The 25,855-nt window shown below is 74.6% G+C and carries 3 protein-coding genes; all 3 read right to left on the bottom strand.

The features are described from left to right. Nucleotides 1-48: 48 nt before the first annotated feature. From ACFWVV_RS14950 to ACFWVV_RS14940, 3 genes are read right to left on the bottom strand one after another with little or no spacing between them, the layout of a single operon-like run. Nucleotides 49-1,392: an MFS transporter gene (locus tag ACFWVV_RS14950; RefSeq protein WP_384353707.1), complete on the bottom strand. Its 1,344-nt coding sequence runs from the start codon at nt 1,390-1,392 to the stop codon at nt 49-51. Next, nucleotides 1,389-13,076, bottom strand: a complete 11,688-nt coding sequence (locus ACFWVV_RS14945; protein ID WP_384353709.1) for an amino acid adenylation domain-containing protein — start codon at nt 13,074-13,076, stop codon at nt 1,389-1,391. Before ACFWVV_RS14945 ends, ACFWVV_RS14950 begins: the two co-directional genes overlap by 4 nt. Next, nucleotides 13,073-25,855 carry an amino acid adenylation domain-containing protein gene (locus ACFWVV_RS14940; protein WP_384353711.1) on the bottom strand — a complete coding sequence of 4,261 codons (12,783 nt, stop codon included), beginning with the start codon at nt 25,853-25,855 and terminating at the stop codon, nt 13,073-13,075. Before ACFWVV_RS14940 ends, ACFWVV_RS14945 begins: the two co-directional genes overlap by 4 nt.

Below are 25,855 nucleotides of genomic sequence, written 5' to 3'. Positions count from 1 at the left end.
GGTCCTTCGGGTGGTCCGGGTGGATGGAGTACGGGCGGGGGCGGTGGTTCAGGGCGTGGGGGCCTTCTCGGGCTCGGGCTCGGGGGCCGGGGCCGGGCCCGGGTCCGGCTCCGGCTCCGGCTCCGGTTCCGGGTCCGGGTCCGGGTCCGGTTCCGGGGTGCTGCTGCGGGCGCGGCGTACGGCCGGCACCAGGGCTGCGGTCACGGCGAGCAGCGCCATGGCGGCGGCGGCGGCCAGGAGCGAGCGGAAGCCGCCCCATTCGGCGAGAAGGCTGCCCGCGCCGAACGCGCCGGCCGTGGTGCCGGCGGCGGTGACGAGTCCGGCCAGTGCCGCGACGCGGCCCTGGAGCTGTTCGGGGGTGGTGGTCATCTGGAACACGGCGGTGGCCACTCCGAAGACCGCCCCGACCGTGTTCATGACGCCGAACAGCGCGCCCAGGACGACCGGTTCGCTCGTCCAGGCCATGCCGGTCATCAGCACGGCCCACAGGGCCAGGCCGCCGATCAGCAGGACGGGCAGCGGGAACCGTGCCATCCACCAGCGGGCGCAGAGCGCGCCGAGCACGCCGCCGCATCCGCTGATGCCGAGCACCAGGCCCACCGTGGACTCCGGGTGGCCCTGTTCCTTGACGAGGATCACGACGAGGGCGAGCGAGACCACCTGGAGGAGTACGGCGGCCAGGGTGACGACGGGCAGCAGCGCGCGCAGCACGTGCTGGCCGCGCAGCCACCGCAGGGCGTCCGCGAGGTCGTCACGGATGCGGCGGTGCTCCGCCCTGGCCTTCGGCCGGAAGTCGGCCCGGATGAACCGGAGTCCGACGGCCGCGGACAGGGCGCCGACGGCGGCGCCGGCGTAGGGGCTCCAGCGCGCCCAGGTGAACAGCACGGTGCCTGCCGGGCCGCCGAGCAGGCCGGCGACCCGGACGCGGGCCTCGTTCTGGGAGAGCGCGGTGGTGAGCTGGGCCGCCGGGACGAGGGTACGGATCGCGGCCCGTTCGGCGAGGTGGGCGACGATGGACAGGGAGACGTCGACGGCGATCAGGGCGAGGAGCGGGCCGAGGGCGAGCGCGTCGAGGAGGACGGTCACGGCCACCGTGCCCAGCGCCAGCGTCCGGCCGACGGCGCACACGCGCATCACGGTGCGCCGGTTCCAGCGGTCGACCAGAACTCCGGCGGGCAGCTGTACGACGGCGAAGGGGAGCACCGCCGCTGCGGAGGCCAGGCCGACGGCCCGGACCGACCCGCCGGAGATCTGGAGCGCGAGCAACGGGTAGCAGACGCCGCTCATGCGGGCGCCGAAGAACTGCAGCCAGTTGCCCGTCCACAACAGGAGGAAGTCGCGGTTGCGGCGCAGGGGGGGCGCCGCAGCCGTGCTCTCGTCCGTTGTGGTCATGCGCCGAGCCTGGGCGCGGCCTCTACGGTGTTTCTACGTACGGTCGGGCCCTCGGGGGCGGCGGTGTCGAGGGCTGCCAGCCGTGCGGCGAGCAGCCTGCCGACCTGGGCGAGCGGGCCGGGCCTGGTCATCAGACCCTCGTGGTCGGAGTCGACCGAGTGGTTGTCGACCACTCCGCCCACGTGGGGTTCCCAGGCCCGGTGGCCGCGTTCCAGGGCGAGTGCCCCGCGGTCGCGCTCGGCGGTGACGAACAGGACGTCGCCGCTGAAGTGGCCCGGGGTGTGCGACCACATGAGCTGGGTGTTGTTGACGTAGACGTCCTTCATGGCGAGGATCTCGTGCGCCTCGAACCGGGCCATCACCTTGTTCTCGCGGGCCAGGAAGGCCCGGTAGCGGTCGATGGGGAAGGTCTCGGCGGTGAGTTCGCTCTCGTGGAAGTCGAAGCCGATCGCCCGCAGGTTGTGGGCGACGATGGTGGCCTCGCCAGGGGGCTGGGAGCCGACGGCGTCGGCGACCGGGTAGGCGTCGAGGATGGCCAGCAGCTCCACCTGCTCGCCGCGGCGCTCCAGTTCGGCGGCGACGGCGTGGGCGACGGTGCCGCCGACCGACCAGCCGAGCAGCCGGTAGGGGCCCTGGGGGCGCGCCAGGCGGATCTGGTCGGCGTAGTCGACGGCCATCTCCTCGATCGAGGCGGGCAGGACGTCGTTGCCGTCGGTGCCGCGGGCCTGGAGCCCGTACAGCGGGTACTGGGGGCCCAGGTGCGTGAGCAGTCCCAGGTAGCACCAGCTGAGTCCGGCGGCGGGGTGGACGCAGAACAGCGGGGTGCCCTCGCCCGACGCGCGCAGCGGTACCAGGACTCCGTGCCCGTCCTGGGCGTCGTCGGGGTCGAGCGCGGTGAGGAGTTCGGCGGGGGTGGGGGCCTGGAAGAGCCGGCGCAGCGGCACCTCGACGCCCAGGACGGCGGTGACCCGCCCGACCAGCCGGGTGGCCAGCAGGGAGTGTCCGCCGCACTCGAAGAAGTTGTCGTCGAGGCCGACCCTGGCGAGGCCGAGCACCTCGGCGAACAGGCCGCACATGAGTTCTTCGCGCGGGGTGGTCGGCGGGCGGCCGGCGGTCCTGGCGGTGAAGTCGGGGGCCGGGAGCGCCTTGCGGTCGACCTTGCCGTTGGGGGTGAGCGGGAGGGCGTCCAGGGTGACGACGGCCGCGGGCACCATGTGTGCGGGCAGCCGCTCCTTGAGGCGCTCGCGCAGGGTGGCGCCCAGTGCGGCCTCGCCGCGCCAGCGGGCGGGGTCGTTGGCGTGCGGGCGGCCGTCGGGGACCGTCCGGTGCAGCCCGGTCAGTGCGAGCCCGTCGGCGGTGCCGGGGGCGCTCCCGCGGGCGGTGTCGGCGCCGGTGGTGCCGTGCGGGTGGTCCGCGCCGTGCGGGTGGGGGGCGACGTGCGGGTGGGTGGCGACGAAGACCGCGTCGAGTGCGCCCGCCTCGTCGTCGGCGTCCGCGCCCGCCCAGGTGAGGGCCACCCGGTAGCCGGTGCGCCCGCCGAGCGCGTGCAGTTCCTCGGGGTCGAGGGGTGCGGCGGCGGGGGCGGGGTCCTGGCCGAACAGGGTGCGGACGGCTTCGGCCTCGGCGAGCACCCGGCGGTTGGGGATGCCGGTGACGCGCAGCAGGCGGGGGGCGGTCCCGGTCAGGTGGGCGGCCAGGTCCTCGATGCCGGTGAGCTGTTCGCCCCAGGCCAGGGCGGGGGCGTCGGTGACGTCCTGGGCGGCGGTGGTGGAGGTGTGCAGGACGACGTCGTAGCGGTGGCGGGTGAGTTCGTTGTGGTGGGTGCCGCGCCGGATCCGCAGGTCCACGCCGGCCAGGGCGGGCAGGGTGTCGCGCAGTGCGGTGAACCATTCGGGGGCGAGCAGCAGTTCCTTCTCGCGGCTCGCGGTGCGCTCGGTCTCGGCGCGCAGCTGGTCGGTGTCGGCCGTCCGCCGGTCCGCCGGGTCCTGGCCCTGGAGGGCCACGGCGGCGCGCAGGGCGCGCAGGGTGCGCAGGTTGCGGACGTCGCCGACGAAGACGGTGCCGCCGGGGGCCAGCAGTGCGCTCACCTTGGTCAGGACCTCGGTGAGGTAGTCGGCGCTCGGGAAGTACTGGACGACCGAGTTGAGGACGACGGTGTCGAAGGTGCCGGGGGGCAGGCCCTCGGTGTCGTGGGCGGCCTGGGTGGTGAGGGTGACCCGGCCGGCGAGGTCGGGGCGTGCGGCGACTTCGCGGCGGAGCCGTTCGACGACGGCGCCCGAGAGGTCGGTGCCCCAGTAGCTCTCGCAGTGCGGGGCCACGTGGGCGAGGATCAGGCCGGTGCCCGCGCCGATCTCCAGCACCCGGCGGGGTTGGCCGGCGAGGATCCGCTCGACGGTGCCGGCCCTCCATTCGCGCATCTCCGCCAGCGGGATCGGGTCGCCGGTGTAGGTGCTGCGCCAGATGCCGAAGTCCTCGCCGAAGGTGTCGGCGCCGCTCGCGTCGTAGAGGGCGTCGTAGGCGGCCTCCCACTCCTGGACCTGGCGGGCCTCCTGCTCGGTGTCGCGGCCGGTGTCCCGGTCGGGGACGGCGTAGGCGACGAGCCGTTTGTCGCCCGGGGTGTCCTCGCGGGCGACGACGACCGCCTGGGCGACCTCCTGGTGGGCGGTCAGGGCGGACTCGATCTCGCCGAGTTCGATGCGGAAGCCGCGCACCTTGACCTGGTGGTCGGTGCGGCCGATGTATTCGAGGATGCCGTCCGGGGTCCAGCGGACCAGGTCGCCGGTGCGGTACATGCGGGTGCCCGGGGGGCCGAAGGGGTCGGCGGTGAAGCGTTCGGCGCTCAGGCCGGGGCGGCGGAGGTAGCCGCGGGCCACTCCGGTGCCCGCGATGTAGAGCTCGCCCGCCTCGCCGGGGGCGACCGGGCGCAGTCCGCCGTCCAGGACGTACACCTGGGTGTTGTCCAGGGGGCGGCCGATGGGGGGCCGTTCGCAGGTGTCGGCGGTGAGGACGGCCGCGGTGGACCAGATGGTGGTCTCGGTGGGGCCGTAGACGTTGGTGAGGCTGCCGCCCAGGTCGTGCAGGGCGCGGCCGAGGGGGCCGGGGAGGGCTTCGCCGCCGACGAGCTTGGTGAGCCCGTGCAGGGCCTCGGGGCGGGCGGTCACCAGGCCCTGCCAGGTGGTCGGGGTGGCCTGCAGGACGGTGGCGCCGGACTCCTCGACGAGCCGGGCGAGCGCGAGGGGGTCCTTGACGGTTTCGCGGGCGGCCAGGACGAGCTGGGCGCCGTGGGCGAGCGGGGTCCACAGTTCCAGGTTGGAGATGTCGAAGCCGATGGTGGTGACGGCGAGCAGCCGGTCGTCGGCGGTCAGCGAGAGGTGGTCGCGCATGGCGGTGAGCAGGTTGAGCAGGTTGCCGTGGCCGACGACGACGCCCTTGGGGCGGCCGGTGGAGCCTGAGGTGTAGATGACGTAGGCGGGGTGTTCGGGGTGGGGCGGGGCGAGGGCGCGGACCTGTGCCAGTTCGGTGTCGGTGACCTCATCGAGGGCGCGTGCGGTCGCCGGGTCGTCGAGGACCAGGCGCGGGACCTCGGGGGCGGTGGAGGCGGGCAGGGCGGCGGCGGTCTCCTGGTCGGTGAGCAGGAGTACGGGTGCGGCGTCGGCGAGCATGTAGGCGACGCGGTCGGCCGGGTACTCGGGGTCGATCGGCACGTACGCCGCACCGGTCTTGAGGACGGCCAGCAGGGCGGTGACCATCCCGGCGGTCCTGGGCAGCGCCACGGCCACCAGGTCCTCGGCGCCGACGCCGCGGGCGGCCAGGGCGTGGGCGAGCCGGTCGGAGCGGGTGTCGAGGGTGCGGTAGTCGAGGGTGCTGTCCTCGAAGGTGAGGGCGGGGGCGCCGGGGGTGCGGGCGGCCTGTGCCCGGAACAGTGCGGGCAGGTGGCCGGCCGGCAGGGTGCGGGCGGTGTCGTTCCACTGCACCAGCAGCCGGTCGCGGTCGGCGGCGGGCAGGCTGTCGAGGGAGCCGACGGGGGCGTGCGGGCGGGCCGCGGCGGCGGTCAGGACGGCGACCAGGCGGTCCGCCAGGGCGCGTGCGGTGGACCGGTCGAAGAGGTCGCCCGCGTATTCCAGTACGCCGGCGATCCCGGTGGGTGCGCCGTCGGCGGGCGGCCTCTCGCCGAGCCGGAACATCAGGTCGAAGCGGGCGACTCCGGTGCCGACTCCCTGGCCGGATGCGGCCAGTTCGGGCATCCCGGCGGCCCCGGCCGCCTCCGCGGTGCCGCGGGCGGCGACGTTGTCGAAGGTCAGCATGGTCTGGAAGAGGGGGTGGCGGGCCATCGAGCGGGCCGGGTTGAGGACGTCCACGAGCCGCTCGAAGGGCACGTCCTGGTGGGCGTACGCGGTGAGGTCGGTTTCGCGCACCCGGTCCAGGAGGGCGGCGAAGCTCATCTCGGCCCGTACTTCGGTGCGCAGGACGAGGGTGTTGGCGAAGAAGCCGACCAGGTCCTCCAGGGCCTCGTCGGTGCGGCCCGCGATGGGGGTGCCGATGGGGATGTCCTCGGTGCCGCTGAGCTTGGCGAGCAGGGTCGCCAGGGCGGCCTGCACCACCATGAAGAGGCTGGCGTGGTGTTCCTGGGCGAGCGCGGCCAGCCGGGCGTGGGTGGCGGCCGGGATCTCGACGTCCAGGGTGTCTCCGCGGTAGGAGGCGACGGCGGGGCGGGGCCGGTCGGTGGGCAGGTCCAGTTCTTCGGGCAGGTCGGACAGCGCCTGTTTCCAGTGGGCGAGCTGGCGGGAGGCGAGGCTGCCCGGGTCGTCCTCGGAGCCGAGCAGTTCGCGCTGCCACAGGGTGTAGTCGGCGTAACTCACGGGCAGCGGCGTCCAGGCGGGGGCCCCGCCTGCGCAGCGGGCCGCGTAGGCGCCTGTGAGGTCGCGGACCAGCAGCGGCATCGACCAGCCGTCGGTGGCGATGTGGTGGACCAGGAGCAGCAGGACGTGTTCCTTCGGCCCCACCTGGAACAGGGCGGCCCGCAGCGGGGGTTCGGCGCCGATGTCGAAGCCGTAGGTGGCTTCCTTCTCCAGCGCGCCGGCCAGTTCGGCCTCGGTGGTGCGGATCAGCGGGAGGCCGGGTCTGGCCGCCTCGGGGGCGAGGACGGTCTGGTAGGGGCCTTCGGCGTCCTCGGCGAAGACGGTGCGCAGGGTTTCGTGGCGGGCGGTGAGGTCGGCGAGGGCGGCGCGCAGGGCGTCGGTGTCCACGCTGCCGGTCAGCCGCAGGCCGGTGGGCACGTTGTAGGTGTGGCTGCGGCCCTCGAACCGGCCGAGGAACCACAGGCGCTGCTGGGCGGAGGAGAGCGGGATCCGCCCGGGGCGGGCCCCGGCGGCGAGGGGGGTGCGGGCGGGTCCGCCGTCGCCGAGGACGGCGGCGAGTCCGGCGACGGTGGGCGTCTCGAAGAACTGCCGGATGGTCAGTTCCTCGCCGAGGGTGCTGCGGATGCGGCCGGCGAGGCGGGTGGCGAGCAGGGAGTGGCCGCCGAGGGTGAAGAAGTCGTCGTCGAGGAAGACCCGGGGTACGCCGAGCACTTCGGCGAACAGCCCGCACAGCAGCTCCTCGTGGGGGGTGCGCGGGGCGCGTCCCTCCTCCTGGCCGGTGTAGTCGGGGGCGGGCAGGGCGGCCCTGTCCAGCTTGCCGCTGGGGTTGAGCGGCAGTGTGTCCAGGGCGACGAACGCGGAGGGCACCATGTGGGCGGGCAGGGCGGCGGCCAGGTGACCGCGCAGCAGGGCCCCTTCGAGGTCCTTGCCGGCGGCGGCCGGAACAGGGACCACGTACGCCACCAGGCGCTTGTCGCCGGGCCTGTCCTCGCGGACCACGACGGCGGTGCGGGCCACGTCCGGGTGGGCGCTCAGGACGGCCTCGATCTCGCCGGGCTCGATGCGGAATCCGCGCACCTTGACCTGGAAGTCGGTGCGGCCCAGGTAGTCGAGCTGCCCGTCGGCGCTCCAGCGGACCAGGTCGCCGGTGCGGTACATGCGGGTACCGGCGGGGCCGTGCGGGTCGGCGACGAAGCGCTCGGACGACAGGCCGGGGCGGTGGTGGTAGCCGCGGGCCAGGCCGGGTCCTGCGATGTAGAGCTCGCCGCGCACCCCGACGGGGACCGGGCGCAGTGCCGCGTCCAGGACGTAGAGGCGGGTGTTGCGCAGGGGTGCGCCGATCGGGGGTACGGAGGTGATCTCGTCGCGGGTGTACCAGGCGGAGGCGTAGACGGTGGCTTCGGTGGGGCCGTAGATGTTGGCGAACCTGCGGGCGCCGACGGCGCGCACGACGGCGTTCGCGTCGTGTGCGGAGACGCCTTCGCCGGCCAGGACGACCTCGCGGGCGGTGACCAGCCGGCCACCGTCCCCGACGATCTGGGCCATCGCCGAGGGCACGCCGCTGATCAGGCCGAACGAGCGTCCCGCGTGGGCGGGGTCGGCGAGTTCCAGGACGTCGCGCATCACTTCGACGGTGCCGCCGGACAGCAGGGGTCCGAACATCTCGAAGACGGAGACGTCGAAGTTGAGCGAGGTGGAGGCCACCACGTGGGCCATGCCTTCGGGGCCGAACTCCCCGGCCGCCCAGGCGGCCAGGTCGGCGACGTTCTCGTGCGGGACGAGGACGCCCTTGGGCAGGCCGGTGGAGCCCGAGGTGTAGATCGCGTAGGCGGCGTGCGCGGGCAGCAGGGGCGCGGTGCGGTCGCTGTCAGCGGGGTTGTGCGCGGACTGCCGGGAGAGCGCTGCCCGGGTGTCCTCCTCGTCCAGGACGAGGCGCTCGGGGCCCGTTCCCGGCAGCCGGGTCAGGGCGTCGGTGGAGGTGAGCAGCAGGCCGGGGGCGGAGTCGCCGAGGAGGTGGGTGATGCGGTCGGCCGGGTAGTCGGGGTCGACCGGGACGTAGGCGGCACCCGCCTTCAGGACGCCGAGGACGGCCACGAGGGTCAGTTCGGTGCGCGGCAGGGAGAGAGCGACGAAGTCCTCGGGGCCCGCGCCGCGCTCGGTGAGGAGGTGGGCCAGCCGGTTGGCCCGGGTGTTGAGTTCGGCGTAGGTCAGGGTGCGGTCCTTGAAGAGCACCGCGGGCGCGTCGGGGGTGCGGGCCACCTGGGCCTCGAAGAGGGCAGGCAGGGTCGCGCGGGGCATCTCGCGTGCGGTGTCGAGCCAGTCGCCGAGGATCTTCGCGCGCTCCTCGTCGTCGAGCAGGTCGACCTGGCCGAGCGGCAGTTCCGGGTTGCCGGCGACGGCTTCCAGGAGACGCAGGAGGCGTCGTACGAGGGTTTCGGCGGTGGCCTTGTCGAACAGGTCGAGGTTGTACTCGAGGTGGCCGGTCAGTCCGGCGGGGGTGCCGTTGTCGGTGCGGCCGTCGGCGACGGCGAGCAGCAGGTCGAACTGGGCGACGCCGGTGGTGACCTGGCTGCCGGTGACGGTCAGTCCCGGGAGCCTGCCCTCGCCGAGGGCCGCCCGCTGGTCGACGTTGTTGAAGGCCAGCATGGTCTGGAAGAGCGGGTGCCTGGCCATCGAGCGGACCGGGTTGAGCGCTTCCACGAGGCGCTCGAAGGGCACGTCCTGGTGGGCGTAGGCGGCCAGGTCGGTCTGCCGGACGCGGGCGAGGAGGTCGGTGAAGGTGGGGTCGCCGGAGACGTCGGTGCGCAGGACGAGGGTGTTGACGAAGAACCCGACGAGGTCTTCCAGGGCTTCGTCGCTGCGGCCGGCGATGGGCGTGCCGATGGGGATGTCGGTGGTGCCGCTGAGCTTGGCGAGCAGGGCGGCGAGGCCTGCCTGGACGACCATGAAGAGGCTGGCCTGGTGGTCGCGGGCCAGGGTCTCCAGGCGCTGGTGGAGTGCGGCCGGGACGGTGAGGGGCACGGTGTCGCCCCGGTAGGTTGCCTCGGCGGGACGGGGCCTGTCGGTGGGCAGGCCCAGTTCCTCCGGCAGTCCCGCGAGGGTCTCGCGCCAGTGGTCGAGCTGCTTCGACACGGGGCTGCCGGGGTCGTCCTCGGAGCCGAGGACCTCGCGCTGCCAGAGGGTGTAGTCGGCGTACTGGACGGGCAGCGGCGTCCAGGCGGGGGCTCCGCCTGCGCAGCGGGCCGCGTAGGCGCCTGTGAGGTCGCGGACCAGGACGGGGGTGGACCAGCCGCCGTCGCTCGCGATGTGGTGCACGAGCAGCATCAGGACGTGCTCGTCGGGGCCGAGCTCGAACAGGTGGGTGCGCAGGGGCGGTTCGGCCGCCAGGTCGAAGCCGGTGCGGGCGGCCCGCTGCAGTTCCCCGGTGAGGCGGCTCTCGTCGGTGCTGACGACCAGCGGCTCGGGTACGGCCCGCTCGGGGGCGAGGACGATCTGGTGGGGGCCCTCGGCGTCCTCGGCGAAGACGGTGCGCAGGGTCTCGTGGCGGGTGACGACGTCGGTGAGGGCGGCGCGCAGTGCCTCCCGGTCCAGGGAGCCGGACAGCCGCAGGGTGGTGGGGATGTTGTGGGCGGCGCTCGGGCCCTCCAGCATGCCCAGGAACCACAGGCGGCGCTGGGCGAACGAGACGGGGATGCGCTCCGGGCGGGGCCGCACCGCGGTGAGCGGGGTACGGGCCGCGTCGCCGGTGCCGATCAGGCCGGCCAGGCCGGCGACGGTCGGGGTCTCGAAGAGCTGCCGGACGGGGATCTCCACCCCGAAGGTGGAGCGGATCCGGGTCATCAGGCGCAGCGCGAGCAGGGAGTGGCCGCCGCGGGCGAAGAAGTCCTCGTCGACGCTGATCCGGGCGATGCCCAGGACCTCGGCGAACAGGCCGGACAGGATCTCCTCCTGCGGGGTGCGCGGGGCGCGGCCCGCGCTCTCCAGACCGTACGCGGGGGCGGGCAGGGCGGCGCGGTCCAGTTTGCCGTTGGGGGTGAGCGGCAGGGCGTCCAGGGTGACGAACGCGGAGGGCACCATGTACTCGGGAAGTGCGGCGCTCACGTGCTTGCGCAGCTGGGCGTGGTCGGCCGGGCGGCCGGGCGCCGGCACCGCGTAGGCCACCAGGCGCTTGTCGCCGGGGTGGTCCTCGCGGACGACGACGGCGCTGCGGGCGACGTCGGGGTGGTCGGCGAGGACCGTTTCGATCTCGCCGAGCTCGATGCGGAAGCCGCGGACCTTGACCTGGAAGTCGGTGCGTCCGATGTACTCCAGGCTGCCGTCGGCGCGCCTGCGCACGAGGTCGCCGGTGCGGTACATGCGGGTGCCGGCGGGGCCGTGCGGGTCGGCGACGAAGCGCTCCGCGGACAGGCCGGGGCGGTGGTGGTAGCCGCGGGCCAGGCCCGTGCCCGCGAGGTAGAGCTCGCCCGCGACTCCGGCGGGGACCGGGCGCAGTCCGGCGTCCAGGACGTACGCCCGGGTGTTGGCGACGGGGGCGCCGATGGACACTTCGCCGGTGGCGGGGACGGTGGCGGCCGTGGACCAGATGGTGGTCTCGGTCGGGCCGTAGAGGTTGGTGACCTGGCGGCCTTCGGCGGTGAGGGTGCGGGCGAGCTGGGCGGGCAGGGCTTCGCCGCCGACCAGGACGCGCAGTCCGGCGGGGAGGGGGCCGGCTTCGGTGAGCGCGTGCCACAGGCTCGGGGTGGCCTGCATGACGGTGGCTCCCGACTCCGTCAGGAGGCGGGCCAGTGCGGGGGCGTCGCGGACGGCGTCGCGGGAGGCGAGCACGACGGACGCGCCGTGCAGCAGGGGCAGGAAGAGTTCGAGTCCGGCGATGTCGAAGCCGACCGTGGTCACCGCGACCAGCCGGTCCGCGGGGGTCAGGGAGAACCGGTCCTGCATCGCGGTCAGGAAGTTGACCAGCGCCCCGCCGGGCACGGCCACCCCCTTCGGGCGGCCGGTGGAGCCCGACGTGTAGATCACGTACGCCACGTGGTCGGACGACCTGGCGGGCACCGCCACGTCGTCGGACGCATGGGCGCTCAGCTCGGCCTCGGCGAGGTCGGCTGCGGTCAGGGTCAGTACGGGGTCGGCGTCCGCAAGGATGTAGTCGATCCGCTCCTGCGGGAACTCCGGGTCCACCGGCACATAACCCGCACCGGACTTGAGCACCGCGAGCAGTGCCACCAGCAGGTCGACCGAGCGCGGCAGTACCACGGCCACCAGCCGCTCCGGGCCCGCCCCGCGCCCGGTGAGCCAGCGCGCCAGCCGGTTGGCCCGCGCGTTCAGCTCCCGGTAGGAGACCTCCACGCCACCGAAGACCACGGCGGGGGCGTCGGGGGTGCGGGCGGCCTGTGCCGCGAAGTGCTCGGGGAGCGAATCGCCCGCAATCGTACGGTCCGTGGCGTTCCAGGTCTCCAGCTCCCGGTGCCGCTCCTGCGCGGACAGCAGGTCCAGGCAGGCCACGGGGGTGTCGGGCGCGGTCACCACGGCGGCCAGCAGCCGGGCGAAGCGCTCGGCGATGTCCTGGGCGGTGGACCGGTCGAACAGGTCGGTGCTGTAGTTCAGGGCCCCGGTGAGGCCGTCGGGGGCACCGGCCTCGTCCTGGCGCTCCTCGAGGGTGAAGGAGAGGTCGAAGCGGGCGGTGCGGGTCTCGGCCGTGTGGCCCGAGACGGTCAGTCCGGGGAGTTGGGCGGCCGCGCTGCGGGCCTGCCGCTGGTCGTTGTCGTTCCAGGTCAGCAGGGTCTGGAAGAGGGGGTGGCGGGCCATCGCCCGGGGCGGGTTGAGGATCTCCACCAGGCGCTCGAAGGGCACGTCCTGGTGCTCGTAGGCGGCCAGGTCGGCGTCCCTGACGCGGGTGAGGAGCTCGCGGAAGGTGGGCGTGCCGGAGAGGTCGGTGCGCAGGACGAGGGTGTTGACGAAGTACCCGACGAGGTCTTCCAGAGCCTCGTCGGTGCGGCCCGCGATCGGGGTGCCGATCGGCACGTCCTGGGTGCCGCCCAGCTTGGACAGCAGGGCGGCCAGGGCGGCCTGGACGACCATGAACGGGCTGGCGCGGTGGGCGCGGGCCACTTCCAGGAGGGCCGTGTGGACGTCGGCCGGCACCGCGAAGGGCAGGGTCTCGCCCCGGTGCGAGGCGGTGGCGGGGCGGGCCCGGTCGGTGGGGAGGTCCAGCTCGTCGGGGAGGTCGGCCAGGGCGGCGCGCCAGTGCGCGAGCTGCTGGGAGATCACGCTCGTGGGGTCGTCCTCGGAGCCCAGGAGCTCCTGCTGCCAGACGGTGAAGTCGGAGTACTGGACCGGGAGTTCCTCCCAGCCGGGGGCGTGCCCGGCGTGCCGGGCGGCGTACGCGGTGAGCAGGTCGCGGACGAGTACGGGGACCGACCAGCCGTCGCCGGAGACGTGGTGCAGGAGCAGCAGCAGGACGTGCTCGCCGGCGCCGAGCGTGAACAGGGTGCAGCGGAGCGGGGTCTCGGCGAGCAGGTCGAACTCGTGCCGGGTGGCCGCTGCCAGGGCCGTCTCGAGCCCGGCCTCGTCGAGGTGCGTCTCGGGCAGGCCGGGAGCGGCCGCGGCGGCGTCCAGGACGACCTGCCGGGGGCCTTCGGGGCCCTCGGCGAAGACGGTGCGCAGGGTCTCGTGACGGGTGACGACGTCGGCGAGGGCGGCGCGCAGCGCCTCCCGGTCCAGCGAGCCGGTCAGCCGCAGGGCGGTGGGGATGTTGTAGATCGCGCTCGGGCCGTCCAGCTGGTTGAGGAACCACAGGCGGCGCTGCGAGAAGGACAGCGTGGTCACGAGTTCTCCTTGTTCCCGGTGTTACCGGTGTTGCCGGTGGTCCCGGTCCGGCGGCGGAGCGCGGGGCGGGTGGTGGTGGCCTTCGTCTGCGCGAGGCTCGCGGCCAGGGCGGCGACGGTGGGCTTCTCGAAGAAGCTCCGGAAGCTCATTTCCTTGCCGAGGGCGGAGCGGACCCGGGCGACCAGGCGGCTCACCAGCAGGGAGTGCCCGCCGAGGGCGAAGAAGTCGTCGTCGACGCTGACGTGGGCGACGCCGAGCACCTCGGCGAACAGGCCGCAGAGGACCTCTTCCTGCGGGGTGGCGGGCGCGCGGCCCTCGCCGGGGCTGCCGTAGTCGGGGGCGGGCAGTGCGGCGCGGTCCAGCTTGCCGTTGGGGGTCAGCGGCAGGGCGTCCAGGGTGACGAAGGCGGACGGCACCATGTAGTCCGGCAGTACCGCGGAGAGGTGCTTGCGCAGGACGTCCCCGTCGGGGGCGCCCCCCGGTACCGGCACGAAGTAGGCGACCAGGCGCTTGTCGCCGGGCCGGTCCTCGCGGACCACGACGGCGCTGCGGGCGACGTCGGGGTGGCCGGCCACCGCCGCCTCGATCTCGCCGGGTTCGATGCGGAAGCCGCGGACCTTGACCTGGAAGTCGGTGCGGCCCAGGTAGTCGAGCTGCCCGTCGGCGCGCCTGCGGACCAGGTCGCCGGTGCGGTACATGCGGGTGCCGGCCGGCCCGTACGGGTCGGCGACGAAGCGCTCGGACGACAGGCCGGGGCGGTGCTGGTAGCCGCGGGCCAGACCGGCGCCCGCGAGGTAGAGCTCGCCCGCGACGCCCACGGGGACCGGGCGGAGCCCGGCGTCCAGGACGTACGCCCGGGTGTTGGCGACGGGGCCGCCGATGGACACTTCGCCGGTGGCGGGGACGGTGGCGGCCGTGGACCAGATGGTGGTCTCGGTCGGGCCGTAGAGGTTGGTGACCTGGCGGCCCTGGGCGGTGAGGGTGGTGGCGAGCTGGGCGGGCAGGGCCTCGCCGCCGACCAGGACGCGCAGTCCGGCGGGGATGCCGCCGGTCTCGGCGAGCGCGTGCCACAGGCTCGGGGTGGCCTGGGCGATCGTCGCGTGCGAGGTGGTGAGCAGGGCCGCGAGCGCGCCGGTGTCGCGGACGGTGTCCTTGTCGGCCAGGACGACGCGGGCGCCGTGCAGGAGCGGCAGGAAGAGTTCGAGTCCGGCGATGTCGAAGCCGACCGTGGTCACCGCGACCAGCCGGTCGGCCGGGGTCAGGGAGAAGCGGTCCTGCATCGCGGTCAGGAAGTTGACCAGCGCTCCGCCGGGCACGGCCACCCCCTTCGGGCGGCCGGTGGAGCCCGACGTGTAGATGACGTAGGCGACGTGGTCGGCGGAGCGGCCGGGGAGTGCCAGGTCGTCGTCGGCGTACGTGTCGGGGTTGGTCTCCGCGAGGTCGGCTGCGGTCAGGGTCAGTACGGGGTCGGCGTCCGCAAGGATGTAGTCGATGCGCTCCTGCGGGAACTCCGGGTCCACCGGGACGTATCCGGCACCGGACTTGAGCACCGCGAGCAGTGCCACCAGCAGGTCCACCGAGCGCGGCAGCACCACGGCCACCAGCTGCTCCGGGCCCGCCCCGCGTGCCGCCAGTTGGCGCGCCAGCCGATTGGCCCGCGCGTTCAGCTCCCGGTAGGAGACCTCCACGCCACCGAAGACCACAGCAGTCGCCTCAGGTGAGAGCGCCACACGCGCCTCGAAGAGCTCCGGGAGCGAACTCGCCGGAATCCGGGTGCCACTGTCGTTCCACTCATTCAGTACCTTCTCCCTCTCGCCCGGTGCCATCACGTCCACGTCCCGCACCGGTGTGTCCGGCGAGGCCACCACCGCGCGCAGGACGCGCTCGAACCGCTCCACGAGCTCCTTGGCCGTGGTCCGGTCGAACAGGTCGGTGGCGAACTCCAGGTGCCCGTGCAGGCCGGCCGGGGCGCCGTCGGGTGCGTGGGCCTCCTTGAGCGCGAGGGTGAGGTCGAACTTGGCGACCCCGGAGCCCAGCGGCAGGGGCCGTGCGGTGAGGCCGGGGAACCGGCCCGCCACGTTGTCCGGCAGCAGGTCGTCGTTGTTGTTCCACATCAGCGCGGTCTGGAACAGCGGGTGCCTGGCCATCGAGCGGGCCGGGTTGAGCACCTCGACGAGCCGCTCGAAGGGCACGTCCTGGTTCGCGTACGCGGCGAGCGAGCTCTCGCGCACCCGGCCGAGCAGTTCGGTGAAGGCGGGTGCGCCGGAGAGGTCGGTGCGCAGGACCAGGGTGTTGACGAAGAACCCGACCAGGTCGTCCAGGGCTTCGTCGGTGCGGCCCGCGATCGGGGTGCCCAGGGGGATGTCCTCGCCCGCTCCCAGCCGGGAGAGGAGGGTGGCCCAGGCGGCCTGGACGACCATGAAGAGGCTGGCCCGGTGGGTGCCCGCGAGGCCGGCGAGGCCGGCGTGCAGGTCGGCGGGGACGGTGAAGGCCACGGTGTCGCCGCGGTGGGAGGCGACCGGGGGCCGGGGGCGGTCGGTGGGCAGGGTCAGCTCCTCGGGCAGCCCCGCGAGGGCGTCCCGCCAGTGCGCGAGCTGCCGCGGGACGGCACCGTCGGGGTCGTCCTCGGAGCCGAGCAGCTCTTGTTGCCAGAGGGTGAAGTCGGCGTACTGGACCGGGAGTTCGGCCCAGTCGGGGGCTGCTCCCGCGTGCCGGGCGGCGTAGGCGGAGGTGAGGTCCCTGGCGAGCACGGGGGCCGACCAGCCGTCGGTGGCGATGTGGTGCAGGAGCAGCAGCAGGACGTGCTCGCCGGGGCCGGTGCGGAACACGGTGACCCGCAGCGGCGGTTCCTCGGCCAGGTCGAAGGGCCGGGCCGAGGCCCGTGCGAGCTCTTCCTCCAGGGCCCGGGGCGCCACCGTGACGGCTGCCTGGGCGCCCAGCCGGGAGAGCGCGTCGCCCGGGGTGAGGATCACCTGGTGGCCGCCGTCGGCGTCGTCGGCGAAGACGGTGCGCAGCGCCTCGTGGCGGGCGAGCACGTCGCCGACGGCCGCCCACAGGGCGTCGTGGTCCAGGTCGCCGGTCAGGCGCAGCGCGCTGGGCATGTTGTACGTCGCGGTGGGGCCCTCCATGCGGTGCAGGAACCACAGGCGGCGCTGGGCGTAGGAGAGGGGGATGCGGTCGGGCCGCTCGCGGCGGGTGACGGCCTGGCGGGCGCCTTCGGCGGTGTCCAGGAGGGTGGCGAGGCCGGCCGGGGTGGGCTCCTCGAAGAGGCCCCGTACGGCGAGTTCGGCGCCGAGGACGGAGCGGATGCGGGCGACCAGGCGGGTGGCGAGCAGGGAGTGCCCGCCCAGGTCGAAGAAGTCCTGGTCGATGCCGACCGCCGGGGTCCCGAGGACCTCGGCGAACAGCGCGCACAGGGTTTCCTCGCGCGGGGTGCGCGGGGCGCGGACGAGGGCGGCCTCGTGGGCCGGGGCGGGCAGGGCGGCACGGTCCAGCTTGCCGGTACGGGTCAGCGGCAGCTCGTCGAGGATGACGAAGGCGGCCGGGACCATGTGCGCGGGCAGCCGGCCCGCGAGGTGGGCGCGCAGCTCGGCGGTGCCGGGCGCCGGGGCGGCGGCGCCCCGGCCGGAGGGGGCGTGGGCGGACGGGGTCTGGGCGGGCTCGCTCCGGTCCGAGGAGTCCTGGGCGGAGGTGGCGTGGGCGGGCTCGCTCCGGTCCGAGGCGGCGTGGGCCGCTGTGCCGCGGGTGGCCGGGACCACGTACGCGACCAGGCGTTTGTCGCCGGAGCGGTCCTCGCGGACCACGACGGCGGCCCGCAGGACGTCCTCGCGGGCGGCCAGGACGGCCTCGATCTCGCCGGGCTCGATGCGGAAGCCGCGGATCTTGACCTGGTGGTCGGCCCGGCCGACGTAGTGCAACTCGCCGTCGGCGGTCCGCTTCGCCAGGTCGCCGGTGCGGTACATGCGGGCGCCCGGCGGACCGAACGGGTCGGCGACGAAGCGTTCCGCGGTGAGGTCGGGGCGGCCGAGGTAGCCGCGTGCCAGCGGGTCGCCCGCCAGGTGCAGTTCGCCGGTGACCCCGGGCGGGACCGGCAGCAGGCCGGCGTCCAGGACGTAGGCGCGGGCGCCGTCGACGGGGTGGCCGATCTGCGGGGTGGCCGGCCAGTCGGTCACGTCGGCGGGCAGGGTCCACCCGGTGGCGACGTGGGTCTCGGCGGGCCCGTAGTGGTTGTGCAGGAGGGCGGCGGGGTGGGCGGTGTGGTGGGCGCGGACGGGCTCGCGCAGGGTCAGGGCCTCGCCCGCCTGGACGAGGTGACGCAGCACGGAGAGGTCGGCGCCGCACTCGCGGGCCGCCTCCAGCACCCCGTCGATGACCAGGTTCGGCGCGTACAGCTCGGCCACCCGGTGCTCCTGCAGCCAGCGGGCCAGTTCGCGGGGGTCGCGGCGGGTGTCCTCGGGGCAGACCGCGAGGGTCTTGCCGCTGAGCAGCGCGCCGAGGATCTCCTGTACGGAGACGTCGAATCCGACGGCGGTGAACTGGGCGACCACGGTGCCCGGTGCGCCGGGTACCGCCCGCTCGTGCCAGTCGAGCAGTCCGGCCAGTGCCCGGTGCGGCATCACGATGCCCTTGGGGGTGCCGGTGGATCCGGAGGTGTAGATGACGTAGGCGGGGTGGTCGGGCAGGGCCCGTCCGTACGCCTCGTCCGCCGTCGCCGGGGGCAGCGGGTCCTCGACGAGGAGGAGCGGTACGCCGGTGGCGGGGAGGTGCGCCGCGACGGCGGCGGTGCTGATCAGTGCCCCGGGTGCGGTGCCGCGGAGCATCAGTTCCACGCGCTCCGCCGGGAGTTCGGGGTCGACGGGTACGTAGGCGCAGCCGGTGGTGAGGGTGGCGGCCAGGGCGAGGGCGAGGCCGGTGCCTCTGGGCAGGGCGACGGCGACCCGGTCCTCGGGGCCCAGTCCCCGGCGGCGCAGTTCGGCGGCCAGGGCGTGGGCCCCTGTCAGGAGCTCCCGGTAGGTGAGGGAGCTCTGGCCGTCGGTGACGGCGACCACGTCGGGGGTGCGGGCGGCCTGTTCGGCGAGGGTCTCGGCGAGCGGCCGGTGGGTGCGGGCGGCCGGGGACGCGGCGAGCAGCCGTTTTGGGGCGGCCCCGGGGGTGACGTCGATGCGGTGCACCGGGCGTGCGGCGTCGGCGGCGACGGCATTGAGGGCCGCGAGCAGGGAGGTGGCGAACAGCTCCGCGGTCGCGGGGTCGTAGAGGTCGGTGCCGTACTCCAGGCGGACGGCGAGCCCGTCGGGGGCGCCGCGTTCGGTGCGCAGGTCGGTGAAGGCGAACAGGAGGTCGAAGGTGGCCACCCCGGAGGCGACCTCGCCGATGCGCATCCGCAGGTCGGGCAGGTCCTTGGCGAGCGACCCGGTGGTGTCGTGGTCCGCGTTGTTCCAGGTGACCATGGTCTGGAAGAGGGGGTGGCGGCCCAGCGAGCGGCCCGGGTTGAGGGTCTCCACCAGCCGCTCGAAGGGCACGTCCTGGTGGGCGTACGCGGCCAGTGAACTCTCGCGCACCCGGTCGAGCACCTCGGTGAAGGCGGGGTCGCCGGAGAGGTCGGTGCGCAGGACGAGGGTGTTGACGAAGAATCCGATGAGGCCGTCGAGCGACTCGTTGACGCGGCCCGCGCTGGGGGTGCCGAGCGGGATGTCGTCGCCTGCGCCGAGCCGGGAGAGGGTGACGGCGAGGGCGGCCTGGACGACCATGAAGAGGCTGGCGCGGTGCTGCTGGGCGAGGGTCTCCAGGGCGCCGTGCAGTTCGGCGGGGATGTCGAAGCGCAGTTCGGCGCCCTGGCCGGAGGCCCGGCGGGGGCGGGGGCGGTCGGTGGGCAGGGCGAGTTCCTCGGGGAGGTCCGCGAGGGCGCCTTGCCAGTGGGCGAGCTGGCGGCCCAGTTCACTGGCCGGGTCGTCGGCGGAGCCGAGCACCTCGCGCTGCCAGAGCGTGTAGTCGGCGTACTGGACGGCGAGCGGCCGCCACGCGGGGGCGGCGGCGCTGCGGCGGGCGGCGTAGGCGGTTGTGAGGTCCTTGACGAGCAGCGGGACCGACCAGCCGCCGTCGCCGGCGATGTGGTGCATCACCAGCAGCAGGGCGTGCTCGTCGGGGGCGAGGGCGAACAGGTGGGCGCGCAGCGGCAGGTCGCGGGCGAGGTCGAAGCCGGTGCGGGCCGCCGCGGTGAGCAGGGCGGGCAGCTCCTCCTCGGTGGCGGGGCGGACGTCCAGCGGGAGGGGAAGGGGGTCCAGGACGATCTGGTGGGGGCCCTCGGCGTCCTCGGCGAAGACGGTGCGCAGGGTCTCGTGGCGGGCGACGACGTCGGCGAGCGCGGCGCGCAGGGCGTCCTCGTCGAGGGTTCCGGTCAGCCGCAGGACGACGGGCACGTTGTACGTGGCGCTGCCCGCCTCCTCGAACCGGCCGAGGAACCACAGGCGTTGCTGGGCGGGCGAGGCGGGGATGCGGTCGGGGCGGGGTCCTGCCACCAGCGGGGCCCGGGTCGCGGCGGCGCCGGGGAGGCGGGCGGCGAGGGCGGCGACGGTGGGCGCCTCGAAGAGGATGCTGATGGGCAGGTCCACGTCGAGGACCGAGCGGATCCGGCCGACCAGGCGCATCGCGGCCAGCGAGTGGCCGCCGCTGACGAAGAAGTCGTCGTCGATGGAGATCCGGGGGCGGTTGAGGATCTCGGCGAAGAGGCCGCAGAGGATTTCCTCCTGCGGGGAGCGGGGCGGCCTGCCGGTGGTGTCCTGGGTCTCGGTGGGGTCGGGCAGGGCGCCCCGGTCCAGCTTGCCGTTGGCGGTGAGGGGGAGCTCGTCGAGGGTGACGAAGGCGCCGGGGACCATGTACTCGGGGACGGAAGCGGCCAGGTGGGCGCGGAGCACCAGGGGGTCGGCGTCGCCCGCGGTCCACGCGACCAGGCGGGGTTCGCCGTTGGCGCCGGGGCGCACGGCGACGGCGGCGGCGGTGACGTCCGGGTGGGCGGCGAGCACGGTCTCGATCTCGCCGGTCTCGATGCGGAAGCCGCGCAGTTTGACCTGCTGGTCGCCGCGGCCGACGTACTCCAGGCGGCCCTGCGGGGTGCGGCGGGTCAGGTCGCCGGTGCGGTACATCAGGGTGCCGGGGGCGCCGTACGGGTCGGGTACGAAGCGTTCGGCGGTGCGTCCCGGCTGGGAGAGGTAGCCGCGGGCCAGGCCCGCGCCGGACAGGTAGAGCTCGCCGGGGACGCCCGGCGGGACGGGCCGCAGCCGGTCGTCGAGCAGGTAGACGCCGGTGTTGTCGAGCGGGGTGCCGAGGTGGACGGCGGCGGGGTCGGTGACGGGGGCGGCGGTGGACCAGACGGTGGTCTCGGTGGGCCCGTACACGTTGAGCACGGAGCGGGCGGACGCGGTCAGTACGGTGGCGAGGTCGGCGGGCAGCGCCTCGCCGCCCGCCAGTACCCGGACCTCGCCGAGGAAGGAGGCGTCCTTGCCGGTGGCGGCCCGCCACAGGGTCGGGGTGGCCTGCATGACGGTGATGGAGTGGGCGGTGACGGCGGCGCGCAGCGCGTCGGGGTCGCGGACGGTGTCGGGGCCCGCGAGCACGACGCTGCCTCCGGTGGCCAGCGGCAGGTACAGCTCCAGGGCGGCGATGTCGAAGCCGATGGTGGTGACGGCGAGCAGCCGGTCGGCCGGGGTCATGGCGCACCGGTCGGCCATGGAGCGCAGGAAGTTGTCGAGGGCGGAGCGGGGGACCACCACGCCCTTGGGGACGCCGGTGGAGCCGGAGGTGTGCAGGACGTAGGCGGCGCTGCTGCCGGCGGCGCGGAGCTGCGGGTCGGCGTCGTCGTACGCGGTGAGGCCGGCGGTCTCGGTGAGGACGGTGGGCACCGGGACGTCGGGCAGGGCGGGCAGCAGTTCGCCGGTGGTGACCAGGACGGCCGGGGCGGCGTCCGCGATCATCCGGCGGATGCGGTCGGCGGGGAAGTGGGTGTCCAGCGGCAGGTAGGCGGCGCCGGACTTCTGGACGGCGAGCAGGGTGACGAGCAGGTCGGCGGTGCGCGGCAGGGCGACCGCGACGAACCGCTCGGGGGCGGCGCCGCGCTCGGTCAGCAGCCGGGCCATGGCGTTGGCCCGGGAGTTGAGCTCCGCGTAGCTGAGCGTGGTGTCGCCCGCGTGCACGGCGGGGGCGTGGGGGTGGACGTGGGCGTGCGCCTCGAACCGGTCGAGGAACCAGCGCTCCTGGAGGGGGCGGGCGGTGTCGGCGGGGCCGGTGAGGGCGGCGGGCCGCTCCCCTTCGAGGAGTACGTCGACGGCGCCGACCCGGGTGCCCGGCGCGGCGGCGAGGCGGGCCAGGACGGCGAGGAAACGCTCCCCCAGGCGGGCGGCGGTGGAGTGGTCGAAGAGGTCGCCGGCGTACTCGAGGATGCCGGTCATGCCGTCGGCTGCGCCGTCGGCGGTGAGGTGTTCGCGGAGGTTGAAGGCGAGGTCGAACTTGGCGACGCCGCTGCCGACGCCGCCGCGTGCGGACACGGTGAGTTCGCCGAGCAGGGCCTTGCCCGCGGCTGCGTCGGCCTGGGAGCCCTCGTCGCGGGCGGCGGTGTTGTTGAACGCCAGGAGGGTCTGGAACAGCGGGGAGCGGGCCAGTGAGCGGGTGGGGTTGAGTACCTCGACCAGCCGCTCGAAGGGGAGGTCCTGGTGGGACCAGGCGGCCAGGTCGGCCTCCCGTACCCGGGCGAGGAGTTCGGTGAAGGTGGGGTCGCCGCTGACGTCGGTGCGCAGTACCAGGGTGTTGATGAAGTCGCCGACGAGGTCGTCGAGCGCCTCGTCGAGGCGGCCGGCGACCGGCGAGCCGAGCGGGATGTCGTCGCCGGCGCCGAGCCGGGAGAGGGTGACGGCGAGGGCGGCCTGGACGAGCATGAAGACGGTGACGTCGGCGGCGCGGGCCTGCTCGGCGATGGTGCGGTGCAGGTCGGCGGGGATGCTGAGGGCGATGTTGTCGCCCCGGTAGGAGGCGACGGCGGGGCGCGGCCGGTCGGTGGGCAGGGCGAGTTCCTCGGGGAGGTCCGCGAGGGTCTCCTGCCAGAAGGCGAGCTGGCGGGCGGACCGGCTGGCCGGGTCGTCCTCGGAGCCCATCAGTTCGTGCTGCCAGAGGGAGAAGTCGGCGTACTGGACGGGGAGTTCGGCCCACTGGGGGGCGTCCCCGGCGGCCCTGGCCGCGTAGGCGCGGGTCAGGTCGCGGGTGAGCAGCGGGGTGGACCAGCCGTCGCCCGCCACGTGGTGGAGCAGCACGAGCAGTTCGTGGCGGTCCTCGGCAAGCTCGAACAGGTACAGCCGCAGCGGGGTTTCGGTGGCCAGGTCGAAGGGGTGGCGGGCGTGCTCGGCGAGCAGGTCCGTCAGCTCGTCCTCGGTGCAGCGCACGTGGTGCAGCTCGGGGTGCACGTCGGCCAGGACGCGCTGGTGGGCGCCCTGTTCGTCCTCGGCGATGACGGTGCGCAGGCTCTCGTGGCGGGCGACGACGTCGGCGTGGGCAGCGCGCAGTGCCCCGTGGTCGAGGGGGCCGTCCAGGCGCAGTGCGGAGGCCAGGTTGTAGACCGGGTTGGGGCCTTCCATGCGGTGCAGGAACCACAGCCGCTGCTGGGCGTACGAGAGGGGGATGCGCTCGGGGCGCTCGCGGCGCAGGAGTGCGGGGCGGGCCTCGCCGGCCTCGGCGAGGGAGCGGACCAGGCCGGCCGGGGTGGCGTTCTGGAACAGGTGCTTGACGGAGAGTTCGACGCCCAGCGTCGCGCGCAGCCGGCTGACCAGGCGGATCGCGAGGAGGGAGTGTCCGCCGAGGTCGAAGAAGTCGTCGTCGGCGCCGACGGCGGACAGTCCGAGGACACCGGCGAACAGGTCGCGGACCAGTTCCTCGCGGGGGTCGCGCGGGGCCCGCTGGACGGGCAGCGCGGTGGCGGTCTCCTCCGGGGCGGGCAGGGCCTTGCGGTCGACCTTGCCGTTGGGGGTGAGCGGCAGGGCGTCCAGGGCGACGATCGCGGCCGGGACCATGTAGCCGGGCAGGGCGTGGTCGAGGTGGGCGCGCAGGGCGTCGGTGTCGACCGCGGCGGGGGTCACGTAGGCGACCAGGCGCATGTCGCCGGGGCGGTCCTCGCGGGCGAGGACGACGGCGCGGGTGACGTCGGGGTGGTTCGACGCGGCCGTCTCGATCTCGCCCGGCTCGATGCGGAAGCCGCGCAGCTTGATCTGGTCGTCGGCGCGGCCCGCGTAGACGAAGGTGCCGTCGGGGCTGCGGCGGACGAGGTCGCCGGTGCGGTACATGCGCGTCCCGGCCGGGCCGTAGGGGTCGGCGACGAAGCGCTCGGCGGTGAGGCCGGGCCGGTCGAGGTAGCCGCGGGCCAGCACCACTCCGGCGACGTACAGCTCGCCGGGGACGCCGGGGGCGACCGGGCGCAGGGCGGCGTCCAAGGCGTAGGCGCGGGTACCGGCGAAGGGGCGGCCGATGGGGACGGGGCCGTCGGCGAGCTCGGCGCGGGGCTCGATGCGCTGTTCCAGGCAGTTGACGGTGGCTTCGGTGGGGCCGTAGGCGTTGATCACGGTGGCGTCGGGGTGGGCCGTGCGCCAGCCGTGCAGAGCCTCGCCGCGCAGGGCCTCGCCGCCCAGGACGAGGGTCCCGGAGGGGGAGACCTCCTCGGGGAGGGTGTCCAGGAGTTCGAGGTGGCTGGGGGTGCCCTTGAGGAAGGTGGGGCGGGGGCCGCCGACGGCGTCCGGGAGGTCCGACAGGTGGGCGCAGCCGCCGGAGACGAGCGGGGTGTAGAGGCCGGTGACGGTGAGGTCGAAGGCGACGGAGGAGTGCACCAGGGTGAGGCCGGCGGCGTCCGGGTAGGCGTGGCGGGCGCGGGCGAGGTAGGCGCCCACCGAGCGGTGTTCGACGACGACGCCCTTGGGGCGGCCGGTGGAGCCCGAGGTGAAGATCAGGTAGGCGGGGTCGTGCGGGTGCGGGGCGGCCGTGTGGGAGGCGGCCTCCTCGTCGGTGACCGCCAGGGTGGCGATGCCGTCGAGGGCGCCGTCGGGTGCGGTGCCGGGGGCGGTCAGCACGAGCAGCGGGTCCGCGTCGGCGAGGACGGCGGCGATCCGGTCGGCCGGGTGCTCGGGGTCCAGCGGTACGTAGGCGCTGCCCGACTTGGCGACGCCGAGCAGGGCCACCACCAGGTCGGTGCCGCGCGGCAGCAGGACGGCCACGTTCCGGCCGGGGCCCGCCCCGCGCGCGACGAGCTCGCGGGCCACGAAGCTGGCACGCGCGTCGAGCTGACGGTAGGTCAGCACCTGGCCGCCCGCGCGCACGGCGGGCGCGTCGGGGGTGGCCAGGGCCTGGGCGGTGAAGAGCTCGGGGAGGGTGGCGCGGGCGGCCGGGTCCGTCGCGGGGCCCGCCGCGGCCTCCAGGGCGAGGGCGCTCTGTGCCGCGCCGATCACGTCGATCCGGCCCAGCGGCAGGTCCGGTGCGTCGAGAAGGGTGTCCAGGACGGTACGGAAGCGCTCGGAGATCTCCGCCGCCGCCTCGTCGTCGAAGAGGTCGCGCTGGTGGAAGAGCTTGAAGCGCAGGCAGTCCTGCGGCATCCCGACGAGGCTGAGCGGGAAGTGGTTCGCGGAGTGGCTCTCGGCGCGCACCACACGCAGCGGATCCGCGTCGGCGGAGACGGCCGGCGCGGAGTCGAAGGGGAAGTTCTCGAAGACGACGGAGGTGTCGAAGAGGGGGCCGAGCCCGGTGCGGTGCTGGATCTCGGAGAGCCCCACGTACTGGTGGTTGATCAGTTCCGCCTGGGCGTGGTGCACCCGGCTCAGCAGCTCGCCCGCGCTCTCCTCGGGGCGCAGCCTGATCCGCAGCGGCAGGGTGTTGATGAACAGGCCGACCATGGATTCGATGCCGGGCAGTTCGGCCGGGCGGCCGTTGACGGTGACGCCGAAGACGACGTCGTCGGTGCCGGTGAGGCCGGCGAGCACGAGCGACCAGGCGGCCTGCACCACGGTGTTGACGGTGACTCCGGCGGCGCGGGCGCGCGCGGTCAGCGCCGCGGTCCGCTCCTCGGTGAGAGCGAACTCGTGCCGCCCGGGGTCCTGCGGGGTGTGCTCGCCGGTGCCCGCGACCAGAGTGGGGGCGGCGAGATCCGCCAGCATGCCGTCCCAGGAGGCGCGGGCGGCGTCCGCGTCCTGGCGGGAGAGCCAGGTGAGGTAGTCGCGGTAGGGGGCGACCGACGGCAGGTGCCGAGCGTCGCCGCCCGAGACGTACAGCCTGTGGAACTCCTTGAGCAGGGTCGGCAGCGACCACCCGTCGAGCACCGTGTGGTGGATGGTGAACACCAGCCGGTGGCTGAGCTCGTCCGTCCTGATCAGGGTGAAGCGGATCAGCGGCGGGCGCCCGATGTCGAAGCGGGTCTCCCGGTCGGTGAGGGTGACCCGGCGGGCCTCGGTGTCGGCCTCCTCCGCGGGGAGGTGGCTGAGGTCGACCTCGGTCCACGGCAGCTTGTAGCGGGCGGCGACGAGCTGTGCCCACTCCCCGTCCTTGCGCTGCCGGAACGCCACCCGCAGGCTCGCGTGCCGGCGCAGCAGCGCCTCAGCGGCCTGTCTGGCCCGGCCCGCGTCGAGCGGGCCGGCCAGGTGGAAGGTCGACTGGACGGTGTAGATGTCAGGCGTCGCCTCGTCGAAGACGCTGTGGAACAACAGGCCGCTCTGGAGCGGGGAGAGCGGCAGGATGTCTTCGACGGTGCGGGTGGTTCGCGCCAC

The organism is Streptomyces sp. NPDC058663 (assembly GCF_042716745.1).
GTDB lineage: Bacteria > Actinomycetota > Actinomycetes > Streptomycetales > Streptomycetaceae > Streptomyces.
Note: the sequence above shows the minus strand (reverse complement) of the source record. Positions and strands in the feature narration are given on the sequence as shown.

Coding starts and splice junctions, on each gene's coding strand:
- ACFWVV_RS14950 (WP_384353707.1), bottom strand. CDS start 1,392: ATGACCACAACGGACGAGAGCACGGCTGCGGCGCCCCCCCTGCGCCGC.